General features: G+C 47.1%; 20 protein-coding genes. 2 read left to right on the top strand and 18 right to left on the bottom strand.

From position 1 onward, the window contains the following. Positions 1-22: 22 nt before the first annotated feature. Genes JWH17_RS06285 through JWH17_RS06270 form a run of 4 tightly spaced genes read right to left on the bottom strand, consistent with a single transcriptional unit; the run spans position 23 to position 3,270 of the window. Positions 23-859 carry a shikimate dehydrogenase gene (locus tag JWH17_RS06285; protein ID WP_205221741.1) on the bottom strand — a complete coding sequence of 279 codons (837 nt, stop codon included), beginning with the start codon at positions 857-859 and terminating at the stop codon, positions 23-25. Next, positions 849-1,553 (bottom strand): type I 3-dehydroquinate dehydratase, encoded by a 705-nt coding sequence (aroD, locus tag JWH17_RS06280; protein WP_205221740.1) that lies wholly within the window; start codon positions 1,551-1,553, stop codon positions 849-851. The genes JWH17_RS06285 and aroD overlap by 11 nt, the downstream gene beginning before the upstream one ends. Continuing rightward, entirely contained in the window at positions 1,550-2,497 is a 948-nt protein-coding gene (locus JWH17_RS06275; protein ID WP_205221739.1) for a dihydroorotate dehydrogenase, read from the bottom strand. Before JWH17_RS06275 ends, aroD begins: the two co-directional genes overlap by 4 nt. Next, positions 2,485-3,270 (bottom strand): dihydroorotate dehydrogenase electron transfer subunit, encoded by a 786-nt coding sequence (locus tag JWH17_RS06270; RefSeq protein ID WP_205221738.1) that lies wholly within the window; start codon positions 3,268-3,270, stop codon positions 2,485-2,487. The genes JWH17_RS06275 and JWH17_RS06270 overlap by 13 nt, the downstream gene beginning before the upstream one ends. Positions 3,271-3,444: 174 nt before the next feature. On the opposite strand from JWH17_RS06270, the gene JWH17_RS06265 reads away from it, so the two are divergent. Continuing rightward, a complete protein-coding gene (locus JWH17_RS06265) occupies positions 3,445-4,215 on the top strand; it encodes a prepilin peptidase (RefSeq protein WP_232370937.1) in 771 nt (256 codons plus the stop codon). 321 nt (positions 4,216-4,536) lie between these two features. Here JWH17_RS06265 and dsrP read toward each other — a convergent pair whose 3' ends face one another. The 14 genes from dsrP to JWH17_RS06195 all read right to left on the bottom strand — a co-directional run bounded on the left by dsrP (position 4,537) and on the right by JWH17_RS06195 (position 21,027). Next, entirely contained in the window at positions 4,537-5,709 is a 1,173-nt protein-coding gene (dsrP, locus tag JWH17_RS06260; protein ID WP_205221736.1) for a sulfate reduction electron transfer complex DsrMKJOP subunit DsrP, read from the bottom strand. Between the two features lie 7 nt (positions 5,710-5,716). Beyond that, positions 5,717-6,544 (bottom strand): sulfate reduction electron transfer complex DsrMKJOP subunit DsrO, encoded by an 828-nt coding sequence (dsrO, locus tag JWH17_RS06255; protein ID WP_205221735.1) that lies wholly within the window; start codon positions 6,542-6,544, stop codon positions 5,717-5,719. 23 nt (positions 6,545-6,567) lie between these two features. Continuing rightward, positions 6,568-6,939, bottom strand: a complete 372-nt coding sequence (dsrJ, locus tag JWH17_RS06250; protein ID WP_205221734.1) for a sulfate reduction electron transfer complex DsrMKJOP subunit DsrJ — start codon at positions 6,937-6,939, stop codon at positions 6,568-6,570. A gap of 27 nt (positions 6,940-6,966) precedes the next feature. Further along, a complete protein-coding gene (gene dsrK / locus JWH17_RS06245) occupies positions 6,967-8,595 on the bottom strand; it encodes a sulfate reduction electron transfer complex DsrMKJOP subunit DsrK (protein WP_205221733.1) in 1,629 nt (542 codons plus the stop codon). A 33-nt stretch (positions 8,596-8,628) separates the two neighbouring features. Continuing rightward, complete coding sequence (dsrM, locus tag JWH17_RS06240; protein WP_205221732.1) at positions 8,629-9,669, bottom strand: sulfate reduction electron transfer complex DsrMKJOP subunit DsrM; 1,041 nt, start codon at positions 9,667-9,669, stop codon at positions 8,629-8,631. Positions 9,670-9,792: 123 nt separating this feature from the next. Next, positions 9,793-10,323: an RsbRD N-terminal domain-containing protein gene (locus tag JWH17_RS06235; protein ID WP_205221731.1), complete on the bottom strand. Its 531-nt coding sequence runs from the start codon at positions 10,321-10,323 to the stop codon at positions 9,793-9,795. Between the two features lie 216 nt (positions 10,324-10,539). After that, entirely contained in the window at positions 10,540-12,651 is a 2,112-nt protein-coding gene (locus tag JWH17_RS06230) for a carboxy terminal-processing peptidase (protein WP_205221730.1), read from the bottom strand. Between the two features lie 340 nt (positions 12,652-12,991). Continuing rightward, a complete protein-coding gene (yedF, locus tag JWH17_RS06225) occupies positions 12,992-13,615 on the bottom strand; it encodes a sulfurtransferase-like selenium metabolism protein YedF (RefSeq protein WP_205221729.1) in 624 nt (207 codons plus the stop codon). A gap of 137 nt (positions 13,616-13,752) precedes the next feature. Beyond that, on the bottom strand, positions 13,753-14,676 hold the full coding sequence (locus tag JWH17_RS06220) for an MBL fold metallo-hydrolase (protein WP_205221728.1): 924 nt from the start codon (positions 14,674-14,676) through the stop codon (positions 13,753-13,755). 32 nt (positions 14,677-14,708) lie between these two features. Further along, complete coding sequence (locus JWH17_RS06215) at positions 14,709-15,566, bottom strand: HDOD domain-containing protein (RefSeq protein ID WP_205221727.1); 858 nt, start codon at positions 15,564-15,566, stop codon at positions 14,709-14,711. 325 nt (positions 15,567-15,891) lie between these two features. Further along, positions 15,892-16,659, bottom strand: a complete 768-nt coding sequence (gene hisA, locus JWH17_RS06210; protein ID WP_205221726.1) for a phosphoribosylformimino-5-aminoimidazole carboxamide ribotide isomerase — start codon at positions 16,657-16,659, stop codon at positions 15,892-15,894. 52 nt (positions 16,660-16,711) lie between these two features. Further along, the gene (locus JWH17_RS06205; protein WP_205221725.1) at positions 16,712-17,407 is read right to left on the bottom strand and encodes a hypothetical protein; all 696 of its coding nucleotides are present in this window, start codon (positions 17,405-17,407) and stop codon (positions 16,712-16,714) included. A 57-nt stretch (positions 17,408-17,464) separates the two neighbouring features. Then, on the bottom strand, positions 17,465-19,549 hold the full coding sequence (fusA, locus tag JWH17_RS06200; RefSeq protein ID WP_205221724.1) for an elongation factor G: 2,085 nt from the start codon (positions 19,547-19,549) through the stop codon (positions 17,465-17,467). Positions 19,550-19,824: 275 nt separating this feature from the next. Beyond that, a complete protein-coding gene (locus JWH17_RS06195; protein ID WP_205221723.1) occupies positions 19,825-21,027 on the bottom strand; it encodes an MFS transporter in 1,203 nt (400 codons plus the stop codon). A 239-nt stretch (positions 21,028-21,266) separates the two neighbouring features. Between JWH17_RS06195 and JWH17_RS06190 the strand changes: the two genes are divergently transcribed. Then, on the top strand, positions 21,267-23,738 hold the full coding sequence (locus JWH17_RS06190; protein ID WP_205221722.1) for a bifunctional aconitate hydratase 2/2-methylisocitrate dehydratase: 2,472 nt from the start codon (positions 21,267-21,269) through the stop codon (positions 23,736-23,738). The last annotated feature ends 8 nt before the right edge of the window (positions 23,739-23,746 follow it).

Genomic DNA, 23,746 nt, shown 5'->3' with positions numbered 1-23,746 from the left:
CTCTTGGTTAGTTTATAAGCCCCTAGAGCTTATCAATGGCCTTAAGCAGAGCTTTGCGCATGACGCTGGGAGGTGGTTGTACGCCTGTCCAGATACGGAATTGTTCAACGCCTTGGTAAAGGAGCATATCAAGCCCGTCTATAACTTTGCAGCCGCAAGCAATGGCTTGTTTGAGCAATGTTGTCTGCAAAGGAGCGTAAACAATATCCATGACAACCTGATAATTGGGCAAAAGCTCACTGGCAACCGGACTTCGGCCACTGTGTGGAGCCATACCCACTGTGGTCGTGTTAATAAGGATATCCGCAGAAGTTGTAGCTATGTTCTCAAACGGTATAGAATCACATCCCAATTCCAAGGCTAAGCCTTCTGCTTTCTCCTGGGTACGGTTTGCTATGGTTACCTTGGCCCCGGCAGTAAGCAGCCCAAAAACAACAGCCTTTGCCGCTCCTCCTGCACCGATTACCAGAGCTGTAGCGCCCTTTAGATCGATAACTTGTGCAAGCGCGCTGTTGGAGCCTATCCAATCCGTATTGTAACCATTACATATACAAATCTTTTCTTGGTCAGTCTGGCGAAAAGCAAGTGTATTAACAGCACCAATTTTTGCCGCTGTCGGGTCAATGTTATCCAGGCAACCCATAACTGTTTCCTTAAAAGGGACGGTAACGGAAGCGCCAACAAAGCCAAGTGTACGGAGTCCGGCAACAGTTTGCTCTATGTTGTCTGCCTTTATAGGTACATACGCTGCATTTATACCGAGCTCGGCAAACGCAGCGTTGTGCATTGCAGGGCTTAAGGAATGGCTGACAGGGTTGCCTATTATTGCAAAAAGCCGGGTTTTTCCATTAATGTTCATTGTTTTCAAAAAGGTGAATGAGGGAATGGAACTGCTCTGTTGTGAACTGACCAGGGGCGGTAGCAGAGAGATCGTCAACAGCAACATAGCTCATGCAGCCACCCAGATAAAGGGTTGCCAATCTACTGATCCTACCCACGGCACCCATACAGAAGGCTGAGAGTTGAAATTGGTTTGCCTGGGAGAGTTGCAACAAAGAAAGGACACGAATTACATCTGCCGGTTCTTGGGCTGTGGTGACAATTTTGCCAATATCAGCCCCGCTGTCCATCATGTGCTGAAGGGTATCTTCAAGGACTTGAGTTGTTGGTGTTTCCGTAAAGTTGTGGTTTGAGACGATAACAGCTGTTTGACGGTCCTTAGCGGCTAGAATAACTTCGTTGCGCAGTTTTGTGTCGGTGTCGAGTTCAATATCTATGTAGGCCACATCTGCTGCGATTGCATCTTGCAACACTGTGATTCTATCCTTTTCAGTGCCACTATACTTGCCTCCTTCCCAAAGAGGTCGATTGGTAAAGAGCAGGGGGATGTCAGGCAGACAGGTGATGCAGTTTGCTACTTCGGGTTGTGCCATTAAATCCAGTCTTATTTCGACCACATCTACCTTATCTCTCACAGGTTCTATAAGGGTGGTGAGATCCGAAGGATGTTGAGCTGCAGTGGCAGCGCATATAAGTCCTCGTCCTTGCTTCATGATAACACACCAGTATCCAGTGAACCAATGAGATTGATGAGCGAGGTTTCATTATGTTGCTCAAGATAGGTCGTAAGGCCGGATATGATGGTGTCGGCAGCACCAGGGTCATAGAAGTTGGCAGTCCCTATTTGCACTGCAGTGGCTCCGGCAATGAGAAATTCAAGTGCATCTTCGGTTGTACCTATCCCACCAATACCGATAACCGGAATAGAAACGGCATTGGCTACTTGCCAGACCATGCGCAGGGCTATGGGTTTGATTGCAGGCCCTGACAGCCCACCGATAATATTGGCAAGACGAGGACGTCGTTTGTCAATATCTATGGCCATGCCAATGAGGGTGTTGATAAGTGAAATTGCGTCCGCACCTCCGGCTTCCACGGCTTTTGCCATAGCAGCGATATCAGTGACATTTGGAGAGAGTTTGACAATAACGGGCAGGGTAGAGTGTTTCTTTACTGCCTCGGTGACTGCCTGAGCCATTGCCGGATTGGTCCCAAAGGCGACACCACCTTTTTTAACATTGGGGCAGGATATATTGACTTCAAGCCCATCTATGCCTGCATGCTCGGAGAGTTTTTCGGCAAGATAGGCATATTCTTCCACAGAATCGCCTAGAATATTAACAACAACCCGACATTTGATGGAACGTAAATAAGGAAGTTTTTGCGCAATAAAGCGTTCCAGGCCGACATTTTCAAGTCCAATCGCGTTCAACATGCCGCAGGGGGTTTCAACTATACGCTGGGGCGGATTTCCTGCTCTGGGTTCAATGGAAATGCCTTTGACCACAATACCGCCAATGGCATCGAGATTAACAAATTGAGCAAATTCGCGGCCGTAACCAAATGTACCGGATGCTGTCATAACAGGATTTGCTAATTGTATGCCGCCGATATTAACAGCAAGATCCACCGGTGATTGGTTGTTTAGATGGTCCATAATACCTCCTTAGCATCAAAGATCGGACCATGTTTGCACACATGCTTATATGTGCCGTCACTTCCGTGTATGGTACAACCAAGACATGCGCCAAGACCGCAGGCCATATGGGTTTCCATGGAAGCCTGACATGGGATGTCAATCTCGTGGCATTGGTTGGCCACTTCCTGCATTAGTGGGGTCGGACCACACACATATACCCCTTGGACTGAAGGTAATATCGGGGGGAGGAGTTGGCTGACAAAACCATGGTGACCTAAGCTACCGTCGTCTGTAGCGAGGTCAACGTTATATCCAAGAGATTGAAATGCAGTGGCTACTGGTTGGAGTTCTCTGCGATGCCGTGCTCCAAGTAACACGCGATGTGTACCCGGTTTAGTTACGCCTGAACTCAAATGCCTTGCCCAAAAAAGTAATGGCGCAATACCCATACCACCGCCGATGAGGCACACATCGTGGTTACCCGAATAGGTAAAACAATTACCCAACGGGCCAATAAGGTCAACGCTCATTCCTTGAGTAAGGGCACTGAGCAATGTGGTTCCTTTGCCGATGGTTTTATAGAGCAATAAAAGATCTCCATCAGCTGAGACGTCATGGATGGAAAAAGGACGCCGAAGAAGGGGATCAAGGTTAGAAGAAGTTTTGACCATTACAAATTGGCCGGGCTTAGCCAGGGACACTATCATAGGAGCGTGTAGCGTCAGGCGAAAGATATCTTCCGTGATTTGTTCGGCTGATTTGATGCGCGAATTTTCCTGTATGGAAGTCATTATGCAGAAGTAGGATTGTACGGATTAATAAAAATAGATTTTTTTACCTTCCATGGCAACCACCAATAGGGATACAATGCCAAGTAAGTAATGGTATTTCAGTAATAAAGTTTTCTGTGAGCGATTGCAGTTTATGCGACAAATATGGGGGTGTGTTTAATGGAGTTTGTAGTCATGTTCGTAGTCATACTATTTGGAGCTGTCGTCGGCTCTTTTCTCAATGTGGTGATCCTTCGTTTACCTGAAGAGGGAGCCTCCATCGTTTTCCCCGGTTCACACTGCCCAGTCTGTAAAACAGCTCTCAGGTGGTATGATAATATTCCAATTATTAGTTATTGTTTAATCAGGGGGAAGTGCAGGAGTTGCAAAACGTCCATATCATTACAATATCCGGTGGTGGAAGTCTGCATGGCTTTATTGTCGGCAGCTCTGTACGTACGATTTGCACTGAGTTTTGATTTTTTGTATTATTTTTTCTTTATTGCTTGTCTATTGGTTATCATATTTATCGACATTCATCACCAAATTATTCCTGATGTGATCAGTCTTCCAGGTATTGTTGCTGGTGGTGTTGGTTCATTTTTTTGTACGTACCTTACCTGGCAGGAGTCAATTATCGGCATTCTTGCTGGTGGCGGGGTACTTTATCTTATCGCTTTTTGTTATTATGCCATCACCCGCAGGGATGGTATGGGCGGCGGGGATATCAAGCTATTGGCAATGATCGGGGCGTTTCTTGGCTGGCCATCTTTGCTCTATGTAGTTTTTTTCAGCTCACTGACAGGAAGCATCGTAGGCATTGCAACGATGATCAGTAAGAAAGAAAGTACACGGCTTAAGATACCCTTTGGCCCTTTTCTCTCTCTTGGTGGATTATCATATCTATTTTTTAAACCGCAAATAATGTATTGGTGGCAGCAGTATATTGAAATAATGGCCCGCTAAAAGGTAGGCCGTTTTAGGAGAGCTGAAATCACTCGTCGAGACCCTGTTTTTGTCAGGAATCCAAGTACGTTGAAGGATAAGAACAGTACATTCACGCTGATTTCGATGGCTACCATTGGTGTGCAATCACCAAAGAGGATTACGTTAATAGGGTTGATGGCAAAAAACAGGGCATTGGGGTTAAACAGTAGCGACCTGGTGGACGGTAACTCAGAGCCTGGTACAGATGAAATGAGGGAATTGTTGTTGAATAAAAAAAGCCCCTGGCTCTTTACGAGCCAAGGGCTTTTTTAACTAGAAATGAAACAGAAATCAGGCGAATCAAGCTTCTATTTCATGCTCTACGCCAATGGCGATTTTATACAGGACCGTCAAGATGAAAAATCCTGTTGCCCATATACCGATGGTAATGAACAGCTCATTGGCAGTCGGATAATACTCAACAATTTCTTCCAGTGGGGTTGGTACAAAGCCACCCAGTACGAATCCAATACCTTTATCAAGCCAGAAAGAAAAGAAGATAGAGGCACAGCCAACGCCAAGCCAGAGCTCACTTTGCTTGCGTGTATATGGATGGCTGATGAGTCCGATCCCAAGCAGGAACAAGGCAACAAACGCCCACATGTACGGAACTAAATTGTTATATACATGACCATGATGTTCAAGACCGAAGAACAGGTAAGTCAGTGTATGTTTGTGACCAGGAATATTGGAATAAAAGCCGACAAAAAATTCAAGGCCGACAAAGAACATGTTGGCTAGCGCTGCATAAATGATGATAGTCACCATTTTGTTAATAGCTTCTTTGCCGGCATCAAAATTGGCCACACGCTTCAATATTAGGGCCAGTACTACAATCAGTGCTGGTCCTGCAGCAAATGCTGATGCCAGGAAGCGAGGTGCAATAATGGCTGAAAGCCAGAAATGCCTTCCTGGAAGACCACAGTACAGCATCGCTGTAACCGTGTGGATCGAGATAGCAAAAGGGATAGACAGGTAGACAAAGAAATAAATCCACTTTGGTGGTTTTACCTGTTTACGTTCTGCGGTCAAGATCACCCAGCCACAAAGTGCATTGAGGATCAGGTATCCCCAGAGCACGCACATATCCCAAAAAAGCATGGAGTTAGGCGTGGGGTACAAGAGGACATTCAATCCGCGCAAAGGCTGGCCAAGGTCAGCCATAATAAACATAAGGCACATCAGCAAGGATGCTATTGCAAGGAACTCTCCAAGAATAGTGATTCTTCCAAATACCTTGTAGTTATGAATATAATACGGCAATACAAGCATAACACCCCCGGCGGCAACACCAACCAGGAAGGTGAACTGCGAAATATAAAGTCCCCATGAGACATCACGGCTCATGCCGGTAAGGCCAAGACCGTAAAAATACTGTCGCAGGTAGCAGATGACGGCAATACCAATAAAAAACCCGAGGAAGGCAAGCCACATCCAGTAGTAATTGTTTCCTTTTAGTGCTTTTTCAAACATGGCAACCTCATACTATGTAAAAGACGGATGGATGGGTACCCAGCGAGGGTTTTCGCTGAATGGTATAGTTCTCCTTCAGTATTTTCCTTACCTCTGAATGCGGATCGTTCAGATCACCAAACACCATGGCCTTACTTTCACCACAGGCTTCAACACAGGCTGGCTGTTCTCCTACACCGATTCTTTCGGCGCAAAAGTTGCATTTTTCAACCACACCGCGCATACGGGTAGGAAATTGCTTATTAGTTTCTTTGATAAAAGGTCTTGGGTTACGCCAATTAAAACTTCTCATGCCGTAGGGACAAGCAGCCATACAGAATCGACAGCCAATGCAACGGTGAAAGTCCATGATGACCACACCATCTTTGTTTTTGAAAGTAGCCTTGGTCGGACAAGCCCTTACGCATGGTGGGTCATCACAATGGTTACAGAAGACCGGCACCTGGTGTGACTCGGTGGTCTCGTCCTTGTACAATTGGCTCTTTTCAGGAAAACAGTTCTCATAATTGGTCATCCAGATCCATTTGATTTCATCCTTCTTCTCTGGAAATTCTGGGATGTTATGAGCCTCTATACAGGCTCTTTCAGCTTTTTCACCCAGTGAAGGATCATTTTGGAACTTACGGACATCTATGACCATCCCGTATCGTTTGCCGGTTGCAGCAACTGGTGCTTTGGCATGTGCCGTGTCTTTTTCTGCATGTGCAGCAGTAGAAGCGTTGGCAACTGCCGGGCTTGCACCTGCAACAATTTTATCGACAACCGCTGTTCCACCAAGGCCTGCCAGTGTTGAAATCCCGGCAACCTTGAGGAAATCTCTTCTTTTTTTATCCATCAGTATATCTCCTCCTTTGCCGTTCACTCAACCGGAGCTATGTGGCAGTCCCAGCAATATGGCTTAACAGAAGCATAGTCATGACAGGTGTCACAGAATTTTTTCTTACTGGTATGACACTCCATGCATGTCAGCATCAAGCTCTTCTGATATTGTTTACCATCAATAGTAATGGTGCCCCTATCTCCGTCTCGCAATACCTCATCTCGCCATTCATTCAGCAGCTGCATATGGCCGGAGCGCATATCTTCTGCAGAAAGGACGCAACTTTTTGCATCTTTTGGCAACTCCGGCTTTGGTGCATTGCCGGCATCGCCATGGTTGTACCAGATGGGGATCGTGATAAACAGGACGAAAATGATCAGCCCCGGAATGATTTTACCACTGTCGTACATTGTTATTCCTCCATTTCAACCGGGGGGTTAGACCAAAGTCCTGAGACCTTCGTCGAGTTCCTGTCGCTGTTCACCTTCCAATACCAGTGCATTACCAACAAGTTCGCTAATACCGGCAACCTGAACAGGCGGTACCCAGTAATCACACAGTGTGGTGAGCGTAGCCCTGTCAATTGCACAAACACAGGCAAGTGTATTGACATCGTGCTTGTCACGTACGTATTTGACGGCATTGGCTCGTGGCAGTCCTGAACGCATCCTGAGTTCCATGATCTCATCAGTGTTGAGAGCAGTTCCAGATCCACAACAATACGTTTTTTCACGAATGGTATTTTCAGGCATCTCCACCCAATCACACACATGATCCATGATATAGCGTGGCTCATCAAGCAGCCCCATCGCCCGGGCAGGGTTACAGGAATCATGGAAAGTTGCTTTTACATGGGCATTACGGCTTTTATCAAGATTGAGTTTGCCATGCTTGATAAGGTCTGCCGTGAATTCTGAAATATGGACCATCTTGGTGGAAGCAGCGTTCTCAAAGACCGTACCGGTCATGGGTGACTTCGGTATTTCCAAGAAGTCAGCTGGGCCGTTCATGGTCTCCATATACTGATGGACAACACGCCACATGTGACCACATTCACCACCAAGAATCCACTTAACACCAAGACGCTCAGCTTCAGCATACATTTTGGCGTTTAATTTTTTCATGACTTCATTGCTGGTAAACAGACCAAAGTTTCCACCCTCAGAGGCATAGGTCGACCACGTGTAGTCAAGTCCGATGGCTTCAAAGAGAATCAAATATCCCATGCAGGTAAAAATACCCGGTTCAGCAAAAACGTCTGCTGAAGGGGTAATAAAAAGTACCTCCGCACCTTTACGGTTAAAGGTGGGGTTAACTTTTACACCTGTGAGATTCTCGATATCTTCGCAAAGAAAATCCACATTGCCCTTGAACGCCTGGGGGGTCAGCCCCATGTGGTTACCGGTCCTGTTGGAGTTGGCTACTGGCTCCATGGCCCAGTTGATGCCAATTCCGAGCAGATGCAGTAATTCACGCAACATCATCGTGATTTCTGCTGTATCAATCCCGTATGGGCAAAATACAGAGCATCGACGACATTCAGTACACTGGTAAGCGTACATGAACCACTCTTTAACTATACCTACTGTCATTTCTCGGCCACCGGCGAGTTTACCAAGAATCTTACCTGCTAAGGTAAAGTTCTGTCGATAAACAGAGCGAAGCAATTCTGCCCGCAGTACCGGCATGTTTTTGGGGTCGCCTGTTCCCAGAAAAAAGTGACATTTATCTGCACATGCACCACAGCGAACACAGCAATCCATGAAAATTTTTAGACTGCGGAACTTATCCAGTCTATCAGCGATTCCCTGGATGATAATGTCCTTCCAGTTTTCTGGAAGTTTCCAGTCGTCTTCTTCAGGATTCCAGTCCCTTGCATTGGGTAAGCTGATACCCTGCTGACTGTCAAGATATTCTAATTTTTCTGGCTTTGTGGGGTAAGCGTAGTTGCCGGGTTTAAAAACCGCCGGCACTTCCATCCAGTCTTTGGTTGGAAAGGCGCCAGTCATCAGAGAGGGTCCCTCGGCAACGCTTCGTGCCAACTTATCTACCTTTACTACTGCCATTGCGTTATCCTTTTACTCTTGGTTTTGTCGAGCTTACTCGGCCTCTTCCTTGGTTTCAGCCTCAGGTTTTGGCGGTAATCCTTTCTCGACAGGGATACCCTGTTCGATCATGTCTTCCCTGAATTCATCTTCATAACCAGCATAAGAGTGTGGCTTGATGTCAGGATTCCAAGGATTAATGTGACGGACCATGCGAGAATCGTTTGCCATGTTCCTGGTAGGGCTCATGAAAACACCACCCATATGCATCAGTTTGCTAAATGGAAAGTAGGCGAGCAGTGCACATACCAGAAAGAGGTGTGCATAAAAAATCGCGCTGATTTTTGCTGTAATGGTTGGTTGAAAGGTAACCAGACCCACTGCCAGCTCTTTAATGGCATTGATGTCTACATCGGTGCGTAAAAAGAAGCGCATCATGATACCGGTGGTAGCAACCCCGAGAAGCAGAAAAAGAGGGAAGTAATCGTTAGCCAGTGAGATGTAGCGGACATGCGGATTGACCAATCGTCTGCCAAACAGAAAGAGGAGGCCCAGTACCAATGTAACGTCTGTCATGTACATGGTTGGTGCGCCAATCTGTAACAAGGAATCCCCAACTTCCACAAATGATACGAGGAAAGGAACTGGCTCCATAAACATTCGCATATGGCGAATAACAACCACCAAAAAGCTATAGTGGAAGAGGATACCGAAGAGCCATAACCACTTGCTTGATTCATAGGTCAGCTTCGGCCCATCATACACAGTGGCTTTTGTGTTACGCCACAAGGAGCGGAAAAGGAAAATTTCCAGAAACATCCTTGCCACCACCTGAGAGGTGTTGTTGGGCGCTTCCAGCTTATCCTGCTTGATCCAGGGCAGGGAGTATCCCTGGCCGCAGGTAGTTGGAATTTTAAAGGGAACAGGTGATTTTGCCCAGTAGAATATCCTGTAACAAAATCCTCCGAGGAACAGCGCCATGGCCAGATAGGGGATTACAACACCGAAAAAGTATTGCATTCCTGGTATCTGTACACCAATGAGCGCTATCAGCACCAAGGCAACTACTGCCGCGAACGGGAAGGCGTACTTCATCGATCACTCCTTCGCATTTCAAGTTAAAATAACTTAAATAAGTTATTACGAAAGCCAGACTGAACGGTCACAGGTGACATCGCTGTGGCCATCTGGCAGGTCACACTAGTAAGGTGTAATACTTTAATTGCTTTCCAATGTTGTCGGTTTATCCTGCAACAATTTGGAAGGACAGCCTGAGTCGGTAATGACGTGGCTTCCGCTTTTAATCTCATTAATCCGGCAACGATAAATTTGTTCCCGGCACTCCATGTATAGATTGAATCCCATAAGGGCTATGCGGTCAACATCGCAATCCAGAGTGTCAAGCTCACTCAGCAGTGGCTCAGCATCTTTTTTGGTAGAAAACACCTGTTTAATAACCCATTTGAGTTCTAATAAAGGTGCTACTGCCTGGGCAGGAGTAAATGTTTGTACTGCGCGAATTCTGATTATCCGGTCAAGAGGGTCGGCGTAATCAGGATGCTCTGCATTTGCTAAGAGTAAATCAAAAATTGTACTCAAGGCATCCTTGATATTCACACCAACCGGATTGGCAAAAGAATCACTTTCTTTTTTGAAAAAACCTGGGGATTTGTAGCTATTAAGGGTTCTTTCAATCCACAGTGATACTATTTCTTTTTTGTGACCTTCGAGGGCCTCTTTTAATTCCATCGTTTTAGCTAAAAAGCGTGAGTCCTGGCAAAGAAGCAACAGGAAATTAGCGAAAAGTCAATGCAATTTGTGAGGCGATTATGGAGCTGTCTGGAAGCGGGCCTTTGTTATCAACCTGATAACTCACTCTAGAGCATAAACTTTGCGCAGAAAAATGAATGATGATTCATGCAGGACATGCTCTATCATGATTATCAGGCGATTTCAAGGTAAAAATCATTGGATCTGAGTTATGACCTGGTTTGTGCCGCCTTTATCTCCCAGTAGAAAAAGAGAGACCTGCACAAAAGGGTCATCTTCGAGTTCTTTGCCAAGCGGGATTTCCTTTTTATGATTTTCGTCGTCTGTTTCTTCGTTGAGCAAACCGGCTTTTTTCGCTTTTTCACGCGCCATGGCCACCTCCTCCCTTTCCTGTTTCATTCCTTCCAGGTCAATGGCGAGTTGGGTTTTTTCCATACGTTTTTTGGTTCGTTCAGCTTCTTCTTTTATCTGTTGAAATTGTTTGTTGGTTTTGATCCATTGGCGGCCCTGCTCTTTAGCAGCTGTTATGTCAAATCTTGGTCCCTGCCAGGTGTCGAAACCAACATTTTCCACCTGGTCCCAGGGTAGAGAGTTTTCCATATACTGTTCACCGCTCTCTAGGTTGTCCAATAGAGAAGGAACGACCAGGTCCGGCTCAACCCCTTTGAATTGAGTGGAACCACCGTTTATACGATAAAATTTTTGAATTGTTAACTTGAGTGCGCCCAGGTCTTCGTATTTTTTGAGTTGGAGAAGTGGCAGGTTTCTATTCATGTCCAGCAATGCCTGCACTGTACCTTTACCATGGGTATGTTTGCCACCTATGACCAAAGCCCTTCCATAATCCTGGAGAGCGGCAGCGAGAATCTCGGAAGCTGAAGCACTGAACTGATTAACAAGTACAATCAAAGGACCGGAATACGTAACGCGCGGGTCTTCATCCTCCAGAACCCTGATCATTCCCTGTGAATTCTTTACCTGCACTACCGGCCCGCCAGGGAGAAAAAGGCCTGATATGAGTACTGCATCAGAAAGAGCTCCTCCGCCGTTGTTGCGGAGATCAAGAATGAGACCCTGGATGTTTTCCTGCATAAGCTTGGTGAGTTCTTTTTCTGTATCAGCTGTTGCGTTTCGTCCGTTCTCACCATTTCCATTGGCTGCAAAATCCCGGTAAAAACTTGGGATACGAAGATACCCAATTTTTTTATTTTCGTTAGTTTTAAGGGTAGTTGATTTAACGTAGGTCTCCTCGATCTGAACAACATCCCTGGTGATGGGAATAACCATCCTGGCTCCATCGGGCTTTTGAACGGTCAGTTTTACTTCCGTACCTTTTGGGCCACGGATGTAGCTCACCGCATCCCTGATGCGCATGTCGGTAATTTCAACTGGTTCCCCATTCGTCTCAGAAACAGCAAGAATGATATCTTCTCCTTCAAGCTGACCTTGTCGCTCGGCAGCACTTCCGGGGATAATTCGGACAACTTTTATCATGCCGTCTTCTTCCCGGAGCAGGGCGCCGATGCCTTCCAGAGAGCCGCTCATGTGAATATTGAAGTCTTCCTTGGATGTTGGTGGCATGTATGTCGTATGTGGATCAAACGCCCGGGCCACAGTGTCAAAGTATCTGTTGTAATGGTCCTGACGGGTTTGTTTGAGTAATCGGTCCAATGAGCGGTGAACCCGTTTGCGCACTTTTTCTGTTGCAGCAGCTATACGTTCACTGAACTGTGATGAATTATTGTCGATCTGCTTTTCCTGATTTTTTTTCTTGAGTTCGTCTAGCTCATCAAAATAAGTCCCCAAAATTTGCATCTTGAGGATTTTATGCCACCGTTGCTTAAGTGCCTCTGCGTCTTGAGCATAAGCTATTTTTTTGGGATCCCCTTCCAGGAATTCCTCTTGGGAAAATTCAAACCCCTGTTCAATCAGAGGGTCAATATACTTTTGTACCTGACGAATTCGGTCATTGAGTAGTTCCGCCCCTGCGTCTGCCAGTATTATACGGCCTCTCTTGAGTTCATCATCAATGTGGTCTGCAAAGGCATTGAGCTGGTCAATATCGGATTGGAGAAGAAAGCGTTTGCGGGGATCAAGTTGCCTGATAAACAGATCAAAGGCCGCTCTTGAAAGGGAGTCGTCAAAAGGCTCGTGGGAAAAATGTTGGGCCGGCAGTTGATGGCTTAATATGTAGGCTATAAGCTGATTACGCCCTGTATTAAACTCAGCCGGAAAAACTTTGGCCCAAGAGGATATGGGAATAAGAGTGGTATAGAATAAGAAAAGGATGAGCGTTAGTCGTCGCATAGTTGTCCTCTGGCAAAGAAGAAGGAGAGTAGTGCTGTTGTGATGATGAGATAAATCCTGATTGATGCTTTTAAGGGACAACAATCCACATTATGAGGGGAGGACCTATATTCGCCTTTGGTTCCTCAAGGTAAAGGAGCATTGTAAGTCACATCTATCTTACTTGTTAATTTATGATGGCGTCGTAAAAAGTCCGATCTACGGTGTTGCAGGTTTTTCCCGAGGCTTTGACATACCATATGCATAGTCAAAGCCTCGAAAAAAACGCTGCGCCTTGTATATCGAACGTTTGTACTTGGCCATCTTTAGTGTGTGATCGACTTTCTACGAGTCCATCAATTTATAGCGGGCTGACAACCTTTGATGCGCCAACCATTGTGTCCATGATATCATACATATTTGATATCTGACCGATCTTGATTGCTGACTTGAGTTCATAAAAATCAAGGCAGGTTCCACAGACCAGTATCTCTACCCCATTGTTCTGCAGCTCTTTTAGCGCTTCAATTGCGCCGGACTCTTCTACTACAAGTTTCACTCCACTGTTATAAAAGAGAATTTTGCTTGGCGGAGGGGTCACTTCCTTAATTGTTTGGATAAAGGTCTGGAGCAGAGCCCAACCGAGTTCATCGCTTCCGCGGCCCATGGTATCTGCAGCAATGACGTAAATAAGTGAATCTTTACCTTGGTGAGGGAGATCGCACTGATAAGCATCATTGTCAACTGTAATCGATTCCTGGATGGAACCATCGCTTTGGATAAGCACCTGGTAGTTTCCGTCTGCCATTACGGTCTCTGAGACATCACACCCCTGGTTCCTGCCAAAACGGGTAACATTGTTTTTTGAAGCCTCATTGTCAACAGTGACACTGATGAGAGTGTGTCCTTGTTCAAGTGCCTCTTTGGTTTTGAGAACCGGTTTGGGGCAGGGAAGTCCTATGCAGTCAAGAGATATGGGTTCCATGTGGCTTTGTAGAGTAGTAATTGGTAAAGAGTGATGGACTTTTTACGAGTCCATCAATAGTAAATAAATGTAAAATCTGCGTGGGTAATTGCTCTCTAATTACTGCTACAATAATCATTACTGATTGTGGTACAATATTAGAGGATAATTTCCTGCCCTTCCTTGGCAAAGAAAAGGTCCATTTTTTCCGAATTTTCACCTGTACAGTAAAGTTCCGCCATGTGGTCGAGGTCTGTGTCACTTCGTTCAGGGTCATGATGGAAAAGAGCGAGTTTTTTTACACCTGCTCTTTTTGCAGCAGCAATTGCGTCTTCAATAGGGGTGTGGCCCCAGCCAACTTTGCCGTTTTCGTATTCTTTTCTTGTATACTGCGCATCGTGCACAAGAAGGTCTGCACCGGAAAAAAAGTCTTCCAGAACTTTGTTTTGCTCCTGGGCGGCAAGCTCACCTTCATGAGCCATGAGCTCATCATAGTTCGGATCATCTGGGTCTGAGATGAACAGATTTCGAAATGGCTCGGTGTCATAGGCGGTGCAAAAAACGGCACCTTTGTAAGTGAATCGATAACCTAAGGCAGTGATGGGGTGATTGATAATGGTTGTGGCAAGAGTGATGCCGTCGCCTAGGTCTATATTGGGGTCTTCCTTGAGACGAAGGTATTCGATGTTACCAGCAAGCTCACCCATGTTGACGGGGAAATAGCGGTATTTCATCTGTCCGCCCACCACTGCTTCCAGTGGTTCATCTTCGTAGGTAACAGGACCGTAAACCTTAATCGAAGAACCTGGGATATAAAGGGGGACGAAAAAAGGGAACCCCATTATGTGGTCCCAATGGGTGTGGGAGAGGTAGATGTCTGTTGATATGGGGCCATTGGGAAGATCGTGCTGCAGCATATAACCGGCGAGTTCACGGATACCAGATCCTGCATCGATGATGATATGGCGATTAACTTCTGGAAAACGAAGTTCGATGCAGGCTGTGTTGCCTCCGTATTTCATCGTGCTTTGCCCTGGGCAGGGGATAGAGCCTCGGACTCCCCAAAATTTTACCTTAATCATGTAGTGTCCCAATCAATAGAGTTCAAGTACATTTAGACCTGAAGAAAGATTTCCGCCTTGCTTATCTCCTGTTCTACGCTTTCCGACAGGCTGGCAATGGTTTGCCAATCAAGCCCGGTTAGCTCCAGCAAGATCGGCAGTTGTTCCGGATCAGGAAAACGGTTGCCGGCATTACCGATGTCAAACAAGCAGACATAAAAATCTGCAAGGGCAATGGTCGCAACCAAAGCCTGATTTTCAGGAGCCGCATTCAGTGGAGCGTGGTGATAAGAGATCGAATCGCTCAAAGCTTCGTTTAATTTCCATTTTTCAGCGATCATGGCGCCGGTTTCCTGATGGTCGATCTCCATTAATTCTTTCTCAACATGTACCAGTGTACGCTGTTGCCGGCGCGTTTGGGTGATGACTTCGCTGTATTCATCGCCAAAGGGGATTTTGCCCAGATCATGGAGTAGGCCGGCAACAAAGTATTCCTCACGCTCACCCAAAGGGACATCACGCTCAGCTGCGAGCATTTTGGCAAGAACTCCGACCCCGATGGAGTGAGCCCAGAAATGTTTTATGGGCAGTGATTTGGTTTTTTTTGCTTGATCGACACTGCGTATAATTGCTGTTGATAAGGCGAGGTTCTTTACCGTATTCAGACCGAGCATAATAATGGCTCGGGTGAGGGACGTAACTTTATTCATCAGTGAATAATAGGCCGAGTTAATCAGCTTCAAAACTTGCCCGGTCAGGACCGGATCCAATGAAATAACTTTATTCAAGTCATTGGGGGCAGTGTCTGGACGACTGCATATTTCCAGAACTTTGCTCACCGTAGTCGACAGGCTTGGCATTTTGTCGACAAAATTGCGTATTTTTTTTAGTTTGTTGTCCCGGTCATTCATGGGCGTGCAATGTATGGAAAAGGGGTAAATGGTACCGTTAGTGTTCGGGGAACAGTTTTTCTTCTGGAACCAGTGATAGTTAAAACACACTGTTATAATAAGTGACCTGTTATGCCTGGTCAAGCAGAGTACGCGTTTTAAGGGAAATCGTCAACATTCGTGCTTGATCAAAAAATCATGAATTACTTCTTCCATGATTTCGATTTGACTGCGTCCTGTTTGGTTAACAAGTATCCACACGCATCGCTGGAAGGCACGGTAGAGGTGGTCCGGGACAAGGAGTTTTATTTCCTTGAGAGTTTGGTCGGAAGAGGTGCTTTGGTCGCTATTTGTCATGTTTGAAAAGGTTTACAAGCTCTCTGTAACCTATTCCCGTGCCGCCGAAGATGTCCAATGCGGACCCAACTGTTACATCAATCCTGCCTTTCCCTGCTGAGCGAATCAGGTTGATATCATCCATGGTGGCAATACCACCTGCATAGGTAGTTGGAACGGGAGTGCTTTGGGCAAGGATTTCTACCAGCCTTCTGTCAATGCCCATACTCTTTCCCTCCACATCTACAGCGTGGATGAGGAACTCGTCACAATATCCTGCCAATTTTTCCAGGATTTGAGGACTAATTTTTAGAGTTGTATAGTTCTGCCATCGATCAGTTACAACGTAATAACCATCATTGAGCCAACGGCAGCTGAGGTCAAGGACAAGTCGCTTGCGGCCGACTTTTTTAATGAGCAACTCGAGTCGTTCTTGGTCCAGTATCCCGTTATGGAAAACCCAAGAGGTGATAATGATGTGTGATGCACCGTAATCGAGCCATTGACCGGCATTGTCACTATTAATACCGCCGCCGATCTGTAGACCGCCAGACCAGGTTTGCAGTGCTTCCTTTGCTGCCGATTCACTGCCTGGGCCCAACATGATAACATGTCCGCCTTCCAGTCCGTCTTGTCGGTACATTGAGGCATAATAAGAGGGTGGATGCGGGGATGCAAAATTGACAGTCAGTGAGGCATTGTCTCCATCACTGAGCGTGGAGCCGATAATTTGTTTGACCTTGCCTTGGTGCAGGTCGATACAGGGTCGAAAACGCATCGGATAAGGATATGAAAAAAGGCTGCCTGGAAAGGCAGCCTTTGAAGGGAAATTAAAGTTTTTTAACCATCATGGTTGTTGGGTCAAGGCGTAATCCTTTACCCGTTTCAACCACTTCACCGCTGTTGCGGATAATTTCCAGCAATATAGTTGCATCCGGCTCCGGTTTGAGGAGAATGATGGTGTCGAACATGTCGTCTATTTCATGACATGGAGCAGGTACTCCCGTGGGTGAAAAACGATCATCGTTACGATGGCTGATTGCGGAAAACCATGCCTGCAGATTCATGTTTTCAGACAAGTCCTTAATATCTTCGAGCACCTGTCGTTCGGTGTTGACAAAGTCAAAGCCGTCAATAACCAGGCAGTTTGGTTTGAAAATATTTTGCAGAACCAGATCGTTGACACGCTCTTCGAGCTTGGGTCTACTGAATGCAGATTCGTTGAAGGTCATGATCATCCGGTTTTTGGCGACCATTTCAATGAGTTCGCTCGCGTTGTCGAACTTTTGCTCTTCGATGATAACTTTTAAAATGTCGTCATACCAGAGACGTGTCTTGTCGATAGTTTCGCCGATACTTACATGGAGGACATTTTCCCCACGCAGTATGGCATCCAGTGCTATTTGGACCAGAAGTGCTGTCTTGCCCAGGCCTGCACGGGCCATTACCAGGCCCAATTGATTTCGTTCCTCGCCCATGCTGAGCGAATGCAGCGGATTTTGGTTTGCCAGTTGTTCGTATCCCATTATTTTACCTCACCAAGGTTATAGTATTGCATGATTAGATCACAGTACCCATCAAGGTTACGAATCTTTTTTCTGTTCTTGAAATGCTTTAATTAAGTCATCACTGATGCTCTTGGGTACCTGCTTATAGGTCGAGAATTCCATTGTGAATTCTGCCTTACCCTGGGTCAGAGAGCGTAGAGTGGTTGAGTAGCCGAACATTTCAGAGAGCGGAATCTCTGCTTCGACCACAGTGTAGTTCCCTTCCTCAAAAGTACCGATGATCACACCCCGGCGCTGGTTAAGGCTACCCATAACTGCACCCTGAAATTCTGAGGGACCTTCAACCGCCACCTTCATGATAGGCTCCATGATAACCGGGTTAGCCTTTGCATAACCCTGCTTGAAACCGCCAATGGAAGCCATCTGGAAGGCAACATCAGAAGAGTCGACAGCATGAAAACTACCGTCATTTATAACGGCTCTGATTCCAGTGATCGGGGACCCTGTTAATGTACCCTTAGCGAGGGATTTTTGAAAGCCCTTATCACAGGAGGTGATAAATTCTCTAGGAATGACACCACCGACAATATTATCAACGAATTCGTAGTCGCTTTCTTCGATAGGCTCGAGGTATCCTGCAACTCGACCAAATTGACCGGAACCACCGGTTTGTTTTTTGTGGGTGTAGTCGAATTCTGCTTTTTGGAGAATGGTTTCCCGGTAGGCTACCTGTGGAGCGCCTACTTCTACTTCAGCCTTGTATTCACGCTTCATACGTTCGATGTAGACCTCGAGATGAAGCTCGCCCATACCGGAAATAATGGTTTCGTTGGTTTCGTGGTCGACGAAGGTTTTAAAGGTCGGGTCTTCTTTTGTGAACCGGTTAAGCGCTTTGGACATGTTGACCTGAGCCTTATTGTCCACTGGATTGATTGCCAAAGAGATAACTGGAGCAGGCACGTGCATGGAGCTCATCGACCAATTGAGCCCACCGCTGCAGAAGGTGTCGCCGGATGCGCAATCAACACCAAACAGGGCAATAATGTCACCGGAACCAGCGCTTTCGATCTCTTCCATCTCGTCGGCGTGCATACGTACCAGGCGGCCGATTTTGACCTTCTTGCCCGTACGGCTGTTGATCATGGTGTCGCCTTTGTTGATTGTTCCCTGGTAGGTACGAATATAGGTGAGCTGCCCATAGCGTCCATCTTCGAGTTTGAACGCCAAGGCTACCATTTTGTCATCAGGGTCGTTGGATACCGCGATTTCCTCTTCTCCATTATCGAGATCAAGGGCGATGTTCTCAATGTCGGTTGGACAAGGAAGGTATCCGTTAACTGCATCCAGGAGTAGCTGCACTCCTTTGTTCTTGTAGGCGGATCCGATAAGGACCGGAGTAAGTTCAAGAGCCAGTGTGCCCTTGCGGATGGCTTCATGGATCATCTCTTCCGGGATCGCTTCCTCTTCAAGCATGGCTTCCATGAGGTCATCGGAAAACATGGAAACCGCATCGAGCAGTTCCTCACGTTTTTCTTCGGCATCATCTCTCAGGTTGTCAGGGATTTCTTCGATGCGAATATTTTCTCCCTGGTCACCGTCAAAATAAACGGCTTTCATGGTTACCAGGTCGATTATCCCTTCCATATCGTTTTCCAAACCGATGGGCAACTGCATCATGACAGCGTTTAAATCGAGTTTGTCTCGGAGCTGGCCGGTAACCCTGAACGGATTTGCCCCGGTACGGTCGCATTTGTTGATAAAAGCAATGCGTGGAACTTTATAGCGGGTCATCTGGCGGTTGACTGTGATGGATTGAGACTGTACGCCACCAACTGAACAGAGAATGAGGACTGCGCCGTCAAGCACCCGCAAGGCTCTTTCCACCTCAATGGTAAAATCAACGTGACCAGGGGTGTCGATGATGTTGATATCATGGTCTTTCCAGTTGCAGTAAGTAGCTGCAGACTGAATGGTGATACCGCGCTCTTTTTCCAGCTCCATGGAGTCCATGGTGGCGCCGACGCCATCCTTGCCACGTACTTCATGAATAGCATGGATTCGCTGGGTATAAAACAGTACACGCTCGGTCAGGGTGGTTTTTCCTGAGTCAATATGGGCACTGATGCCTATGTTACGTACCTTGCTTAAATCTTTTTTCATTACGCCGTCCTCGGTTGCTGCTTGCAGGCCGCCAGATCATTCTGATGAAATTAACAGTTAAATAAAAAAGGAGTCACAGTGGGCCTGCAACTCCTTGTTTCGTTCGCCTAAAAAAGGTCTGCAGGGTTAGGAGAAAACCCTGAAAAGTAACACCTGGCTCTGTTGGTATAAATAAGCCCGTTGTTACTCTGGTTGTATTTTGCAAGAAAAATCGCTCAATATAGTGGTAAAAAAAAAGTTTGTAAAGAGAATAATGTAAAATGTTATTTTTAACGCTAGATTGACAATTTAGGCTCTTGCGTGCCTTTGCGAGGCAGGGTCAGGATGAAGGGAATGGCGCCTAGGCCCAGGCCCGCACTGAGAAGAAAGGTCTGGCCAAGGCCGATAAAGTCTGCAATTGCGCCAACCGCCACAACTACTGCTGAACGTGATAAAAAGGAAATCATCATAAAAAAACCGTTGGCAGTGGCCGGGTTTTGATGCGCATGTTCCTGAACCATAGCTAACATTACCGGAGTTGTGGAGAGGAGGGTGAACCCCAATCCGAAAAGGGTAAGGAACTTGAGCCAGATGGGCGTTATTATAATAAACAAAAATAATAACGGTGGAGCTGACAGCAGGGAAAAGAGCAACATGTTGCGGCGGCCGAATGTATCACTCAGCGGACCGATGGTGAGGGCGCCAATAACTCCTGCAGCCTCATAAACGGTGAGGCTGATTCCAGCCAGCCACAGGTTGCCTGTGTCTTGATTGACAAAGGTTGGCAGAAAGGTCGCCCCGGAAGCATGCATGAAGCCGCGAAAAATAAGAATGCCGGAAAGCGGCTTCAGGATATGACGTGATTCTTTCCATGCCCTTTTCATGGATGGGGGAGAGGTCGCGGCACGAGGCGGCAGGGGCATGTTGCGGAGTCGGAAGTAAAGCAGCAATGAGGCCGCGATGCCGATGGTCATAAGGGGGGAGATATGTTCAAGCCCCACCAGGGAAACGGCACCAATAGCTACCAGTGGCCCGACCGTACGCGCCAGTTCGCCTCCGGTCATATAAAAACTCATGCCAAGGCCTTTGCGTTGTCCGGCAAAACGGTAAATAAGGACAGGCGCGGGAACATGAAAAAGGGCGGCGCTGATGCCTGCTATAAATAAAAGGACGACCAGACTTGCGTATCCGGGGGCAACGCCAATGAGGCTCATTGTGATTGCCGTCAGCCCGGGGGCAACTATTATAAAATAACGGACGCACACCTTATCTGCCAGAATACCGAGATAAGGGTTCATAAGGGCAGGTATTTGGGTGACGGTTGTGAGAAAGCCCGCCTGCGTGAGCGACATGGAGAGTTTTTCAATTAACAGAGGGAGGAGCGGAGCCAGGAAACTGGAGTACGCATCATGGATAAAATGACAAACAGAAATGGTGAGTACCTTTGCCAGCTGAAACGGCTGGTTTAAGATCTCTTGATTTTGGTCTTGGGAGCGCATAGTCAACCTGTGGGTGAAGGGGTGTTGAAAAATAGTTCTTGCTCACCGTATATCTATGAGGAAAAAGGGCAATAAAAATAGTGTGCTGCAGTGCGAAAAGTTGAGGCTACGCAATGTCAGGCATCTGTTTTCGGAGTCTGGGGTATGGAAAAAAACGCTAATAGAAGGTATCTCTAATAGATAGTGAGTACAACGAAAGGGTAGTGCGTAAGAAAAAATTCAACACAGGTGAGCAATCAATGCTTGAAAGTTATAAAATAGCTGAAGAAGGACGGCTGCAAAAAGGGTTGCCGCCGCTTCCTCTGAGACCTGAGCAGGTCGCGGCAGTCACAGAGCTTTTGATGGAGGAGCATGGTGAAAGTCTTTATCTCCTTGAGCTGCTTGCCCAAAGAGTAGAGCCGGGCGTCAGTAAAGCAGCAGAGATCAAAGCTGCTTGGCTTGAGCGAGTTGTCCGGGGAGAGGTTGTTGTCAGTCACCTGTCAGCTGATGCTGCCATTGAGATGTTGGCCTCCATGGAAGGGGGGTACAATGTTGCTGCGCTCATCAGGTTGCTTAAAGCTGATGACACGAGTGCGAAGGCCGCCGTTGCCTTACGGGGGCTGATTAAAATTTATGATGCTTTGCAGGAAATAATAACGCTTGCAAAAGAGAATAGTCATGCCCGGGAGCTTTTACAGTCATGGGCTGCGGCGGAGTGGTTTACCTGCCGTCCCGAGTTACCCAGAAAAATCGTCTTGACCGTCTATAAAGTTGATGGAGAAATCAATACAGATGATTTTTCACCAGGCAACCAGGCACAGTCACGGGCTGATATCCCTTTGCACGCGACGTATTTTGGTAAAACCAGATTTGCCGACGGCGTGGAAACCATCCAGTCGTTTCGAGCTCAAGGAAAGCGGGTCTGCTTTGCAGGCGATGTGGTTGGGACTGGATCTTCCAGAAAGTCGGCCATTAATTCCATGGCCTGGCACATTGGTGAGGCAATCCCTTTTCTCCCCAATAAAAAAAGCGGTGGTGTCATCCTTGGCGGAGCCATTGCCCCAATTTTTTACGCCACCGCACGTGATGCAGGAATGTTGCCGGTTGAGTGTGATGTCACCGGGCTCAAGACCGGAGATGAAGTGGTGATTAATCTGCAGAGCTGGTCCATGCAGACAAGTGGTGGGCAGGTTGTTGCTATGAAAGACGCACCAGCTACCCTGCTTGATGAGTACCGCGCCGGAGGTCGCTTGAATCTCATCATTGGCCGTAATTTGATGCTCTCAGCCTGTGAGGCGCTCGGTGTTACCCCCCCTGTTTTGTTTAAGGAAGTTGAAAATCCTCAACCGGTTCCAGGCCAGGGGTATACGCTGGGGCAAAAAATGATTGGTCGTGCATGCGGCTGTGAGGGCGTTCTTCCCGGAACTGTCTGTGAACCTGCTATGACAACAGTGGGTTCCCAGGATACAACCGGTCCGATGACCATGCAGGAAATAGCTGAATTAGCCTGTTTGAAATTTAAAGCCGATTTGTTCATGCAGTCTTTCTGTCATACAGCTGCCTATCCCAAAGCCTCTGATGTGGAACGGTGGCAAGTGATGACGGAGACTACCATTGAATGCGGGGGCCTGGCTCTTAAACCAGGTGATGGTGTGATCCATAGCTGGCTGAATAAGATGCTTGTCCCCGATACTGTGGGCACTGGTGGCGACTCCCATACCCGATTCCCTTTGGGTATCTCTTTTCCCGCCGGTTCAGGTCTGGTTGCCTTTGCCGCGGCGCTTGGTTTTATGCCCCTTGAAATGCCGGAGTCTGTGCTGGTGCGCTTCCACGGTAAGAGACTGCCGGGGATATCCGTGCGCGATATGGTCAATGCCATCCCGTATCAAGCAATCCAGCAAGGATTGTTGACTGTGGATAAAAAGGGAAAGAAGAATATCTTTGCGGGCACGATTCTGGAGATTGAAGGCGTTGATGATTTAAGTGTAGAGGAAGCATTTGAGCTGGCCGATGCCTCGGCAGAAAGGAGCGCCGCGGCCTGTACCCTGGCAATGCCTCTTGAGGCGGTAGTCAAGAATGTTAAGGAGAACGTGGCGCTTTTGAAGCAGCTGGTGAATGACGGTTACCAATCGCAGGAAGCCATTGAACGTCGGATTGCAGTGCTGGAAGGGTGGTTGGAAGAGCCGGATCTTTTAACCCGCGACAAGCATGCTGAATATAAAACTGTACTTGAAATTGACCTGGAACAGATTACCCAGCCCCTGCTTGCCTGTCCCAATGACCCAGACGATGTCCGCCAACTTGAGGAAGTGGCAGGAACTGCTGTTGACGAGGCTTTTATCGGATCCTGTATGACACATCTTGGTCATCACCGGACTGCGACCAAGCTTTTTGCCGGAGAACCGTATGCTGCCGGCAGGACCTGGGTAGCCCCGGCAACCCGCATGGATCGGGATCAGTTGCAGGTGGAAGGCGGACTGAATGTGTATGCACAGGTCGGGGCAAGGATTGAAATTCCAGGCTGCAGCCTGTGCATGGGCAACCAGGCAAGGGTAAAGCCCGGGGCAACGGTTGTCTCTACTTCAACCCGTAATTTTAATAATAGATTGGGTGATGGCGCTCAAGTATTTCTTGGATCTGCGGAGGTGACGGCAATCAGTGCACTGACAGGTGTCTTGCCGACTGTTGATGCGTATTTTGCTTTTTTAAAGAAAAAAGGATTGGTGGACTAGTCGGGTTG

It is taken from the genome of Desulfogranum marinum (assembly GCF_016918565.1).
GTDB lineage: Bacteria > Desulfobacterota > Desulfobulbia > Desulfobulbales > Desulfobulbaceae > Desulfogranum > Desulfogranum marinum.
The sequence above is the reverse complement of the archived record's forward strand: the minus strand, read 5'-3'. Positions and strand labels throughout refer to the sequence as shown.

Bases quoted from the DNA above. Each gene is read 5' to 3' on its own strand.
- JWH17_RS06285 (WP_205221741.1), bottom strand. From the start codon at position 859: ATGAACATTAATGGAAAAACCCGGCTTTTTGCAATAATAGGCAACCCT.
- aroD (WP_205221740.1), bottom strand. From the start codon at position 1,553: ATGAAGCAAGGACGAGGACTTATATGCGCTGCCACTGCAGCTCAACAT.
- JWH17_RS06275 (WP_205221739.1), bottom strand. From the start codon at position 2,497: ATGGACCATCTAAACAACCAATCACCGGTGGATCTTGCTGTTAATATC.
- JWH17_RS06270 (WP_205221738.1), bottom strand. From the start codon at position 3,270: ATGACTTCCATACAGGAAAATTCGCGCATCAAATCAGCCGAACAAATC.
- JWH17_RS06265 (WP_232370937.1), top strand. From the start codon at position 3,445: ATGTTCGTAGTCATACTATTTGGAGCTGTCGTCGGCTCTTTTCTCAAT.
- dsrP (WP_205221736.1), bottom strand. From the start codon at position 5,709: ATGTTTGAAAAAGCACTAAAAGGAAACAATTACTACTGGATGTGGCTT.
- dsrO (WP_205221735.1), bottom strand. From the start codon at position 6,544: ATGGATAAAAAAAGAAGAGATTTCCTCAAGGTTGCCGGGATTTCAACA.
- dsrJ (WP_205221734.1), bottom strand. From the start codon at position 6,939: ATGTACGACAGTGGTAAAATCATTCCGGGGCTGATCATTTTCGTCCTG.
- dsrK (WP_205221733.1), bottom strand. From the start codon at position 8,595: ATGGCAGTAGTAAAGGTAGATAAGTTGGCACGAAGCGTTGCCGAGGGA.
- dsrM (WP_205221732.1), bottom strand. From the start codon at position 9,669: ATGAAGTACGCCTTCCCGTTCGCGGCAGTAGTTGCCTTGGTGCTGATA.
- JWH17_RS06235 (WP_205221731.1), bottom strand. From the start codon at position 10,323: ATGGAATTAAAAGAGGCCCTCGAAGGTCACAAAAAAGAAATAGTATCA.
- JWH17_RS06230 (WP_205221730.1), bottom strand. From the start codon at position 12,651: ATGCGACGACTAACGCTCATCCTTTTCTTATTCTATACCACTCTTATT.
- yedF (WP_205221729.1), bottom strand. From the start codon at position 13,615: ATGGAACCCATATCTCTTGACTGCATAGGACTTCCCTGCCCCAAACCG.
- JWH17_RS06220 (WP_205221728.1), bottom strand. From the start codon at position 14,676: ATGATTAAGGTAAAATTTTGGGGAGTCCGAGGCTCTATCCCCTGCCCA.
- JWH17_RS06215 (WP_205221727.1), bottom strand. From the start codon at position 15,566: ATGAATGACCGGGACAACAAACTAAAAAAAATACGCAATTTTGTCGAC.
- hisA (WP_205221726.1), bottom strand. From the start codon at position 16,659: ATGCGTTTTCGACCCTGTATCGACCTGCACCAAGGCAAGGTCAAACAA.
- JWH17_RS06205 (WP_205221725.1), bottom strand. From the start codon at position 17,407: ATGGGATACGAACAACTGGCAAACCAAAATCCGCTGCATTCGCTCAGC.
- fusA (WP_205221724.1), bottom strand. From the start codon at position 19,549: ATGAAAAAAGATTTAAGCAAGGTACGTAACATAGGCATCAGTGCCCAT.
- JWH17_RS06195 (WP_205221723.1), bottom strand. From the start codon at position 21,027: ATGCGCTCCCAAGACCAAAATCAAGAGATCTTAAACCAGCCGTTTCAG.
- JWH17_RS06190 (WP_205221722.1), top strand. From the start codon at position 21,267: ATGCTTGAAAGTTATAAAATAGCTGAAGAAGGACGGCTGCAAAAAGGG.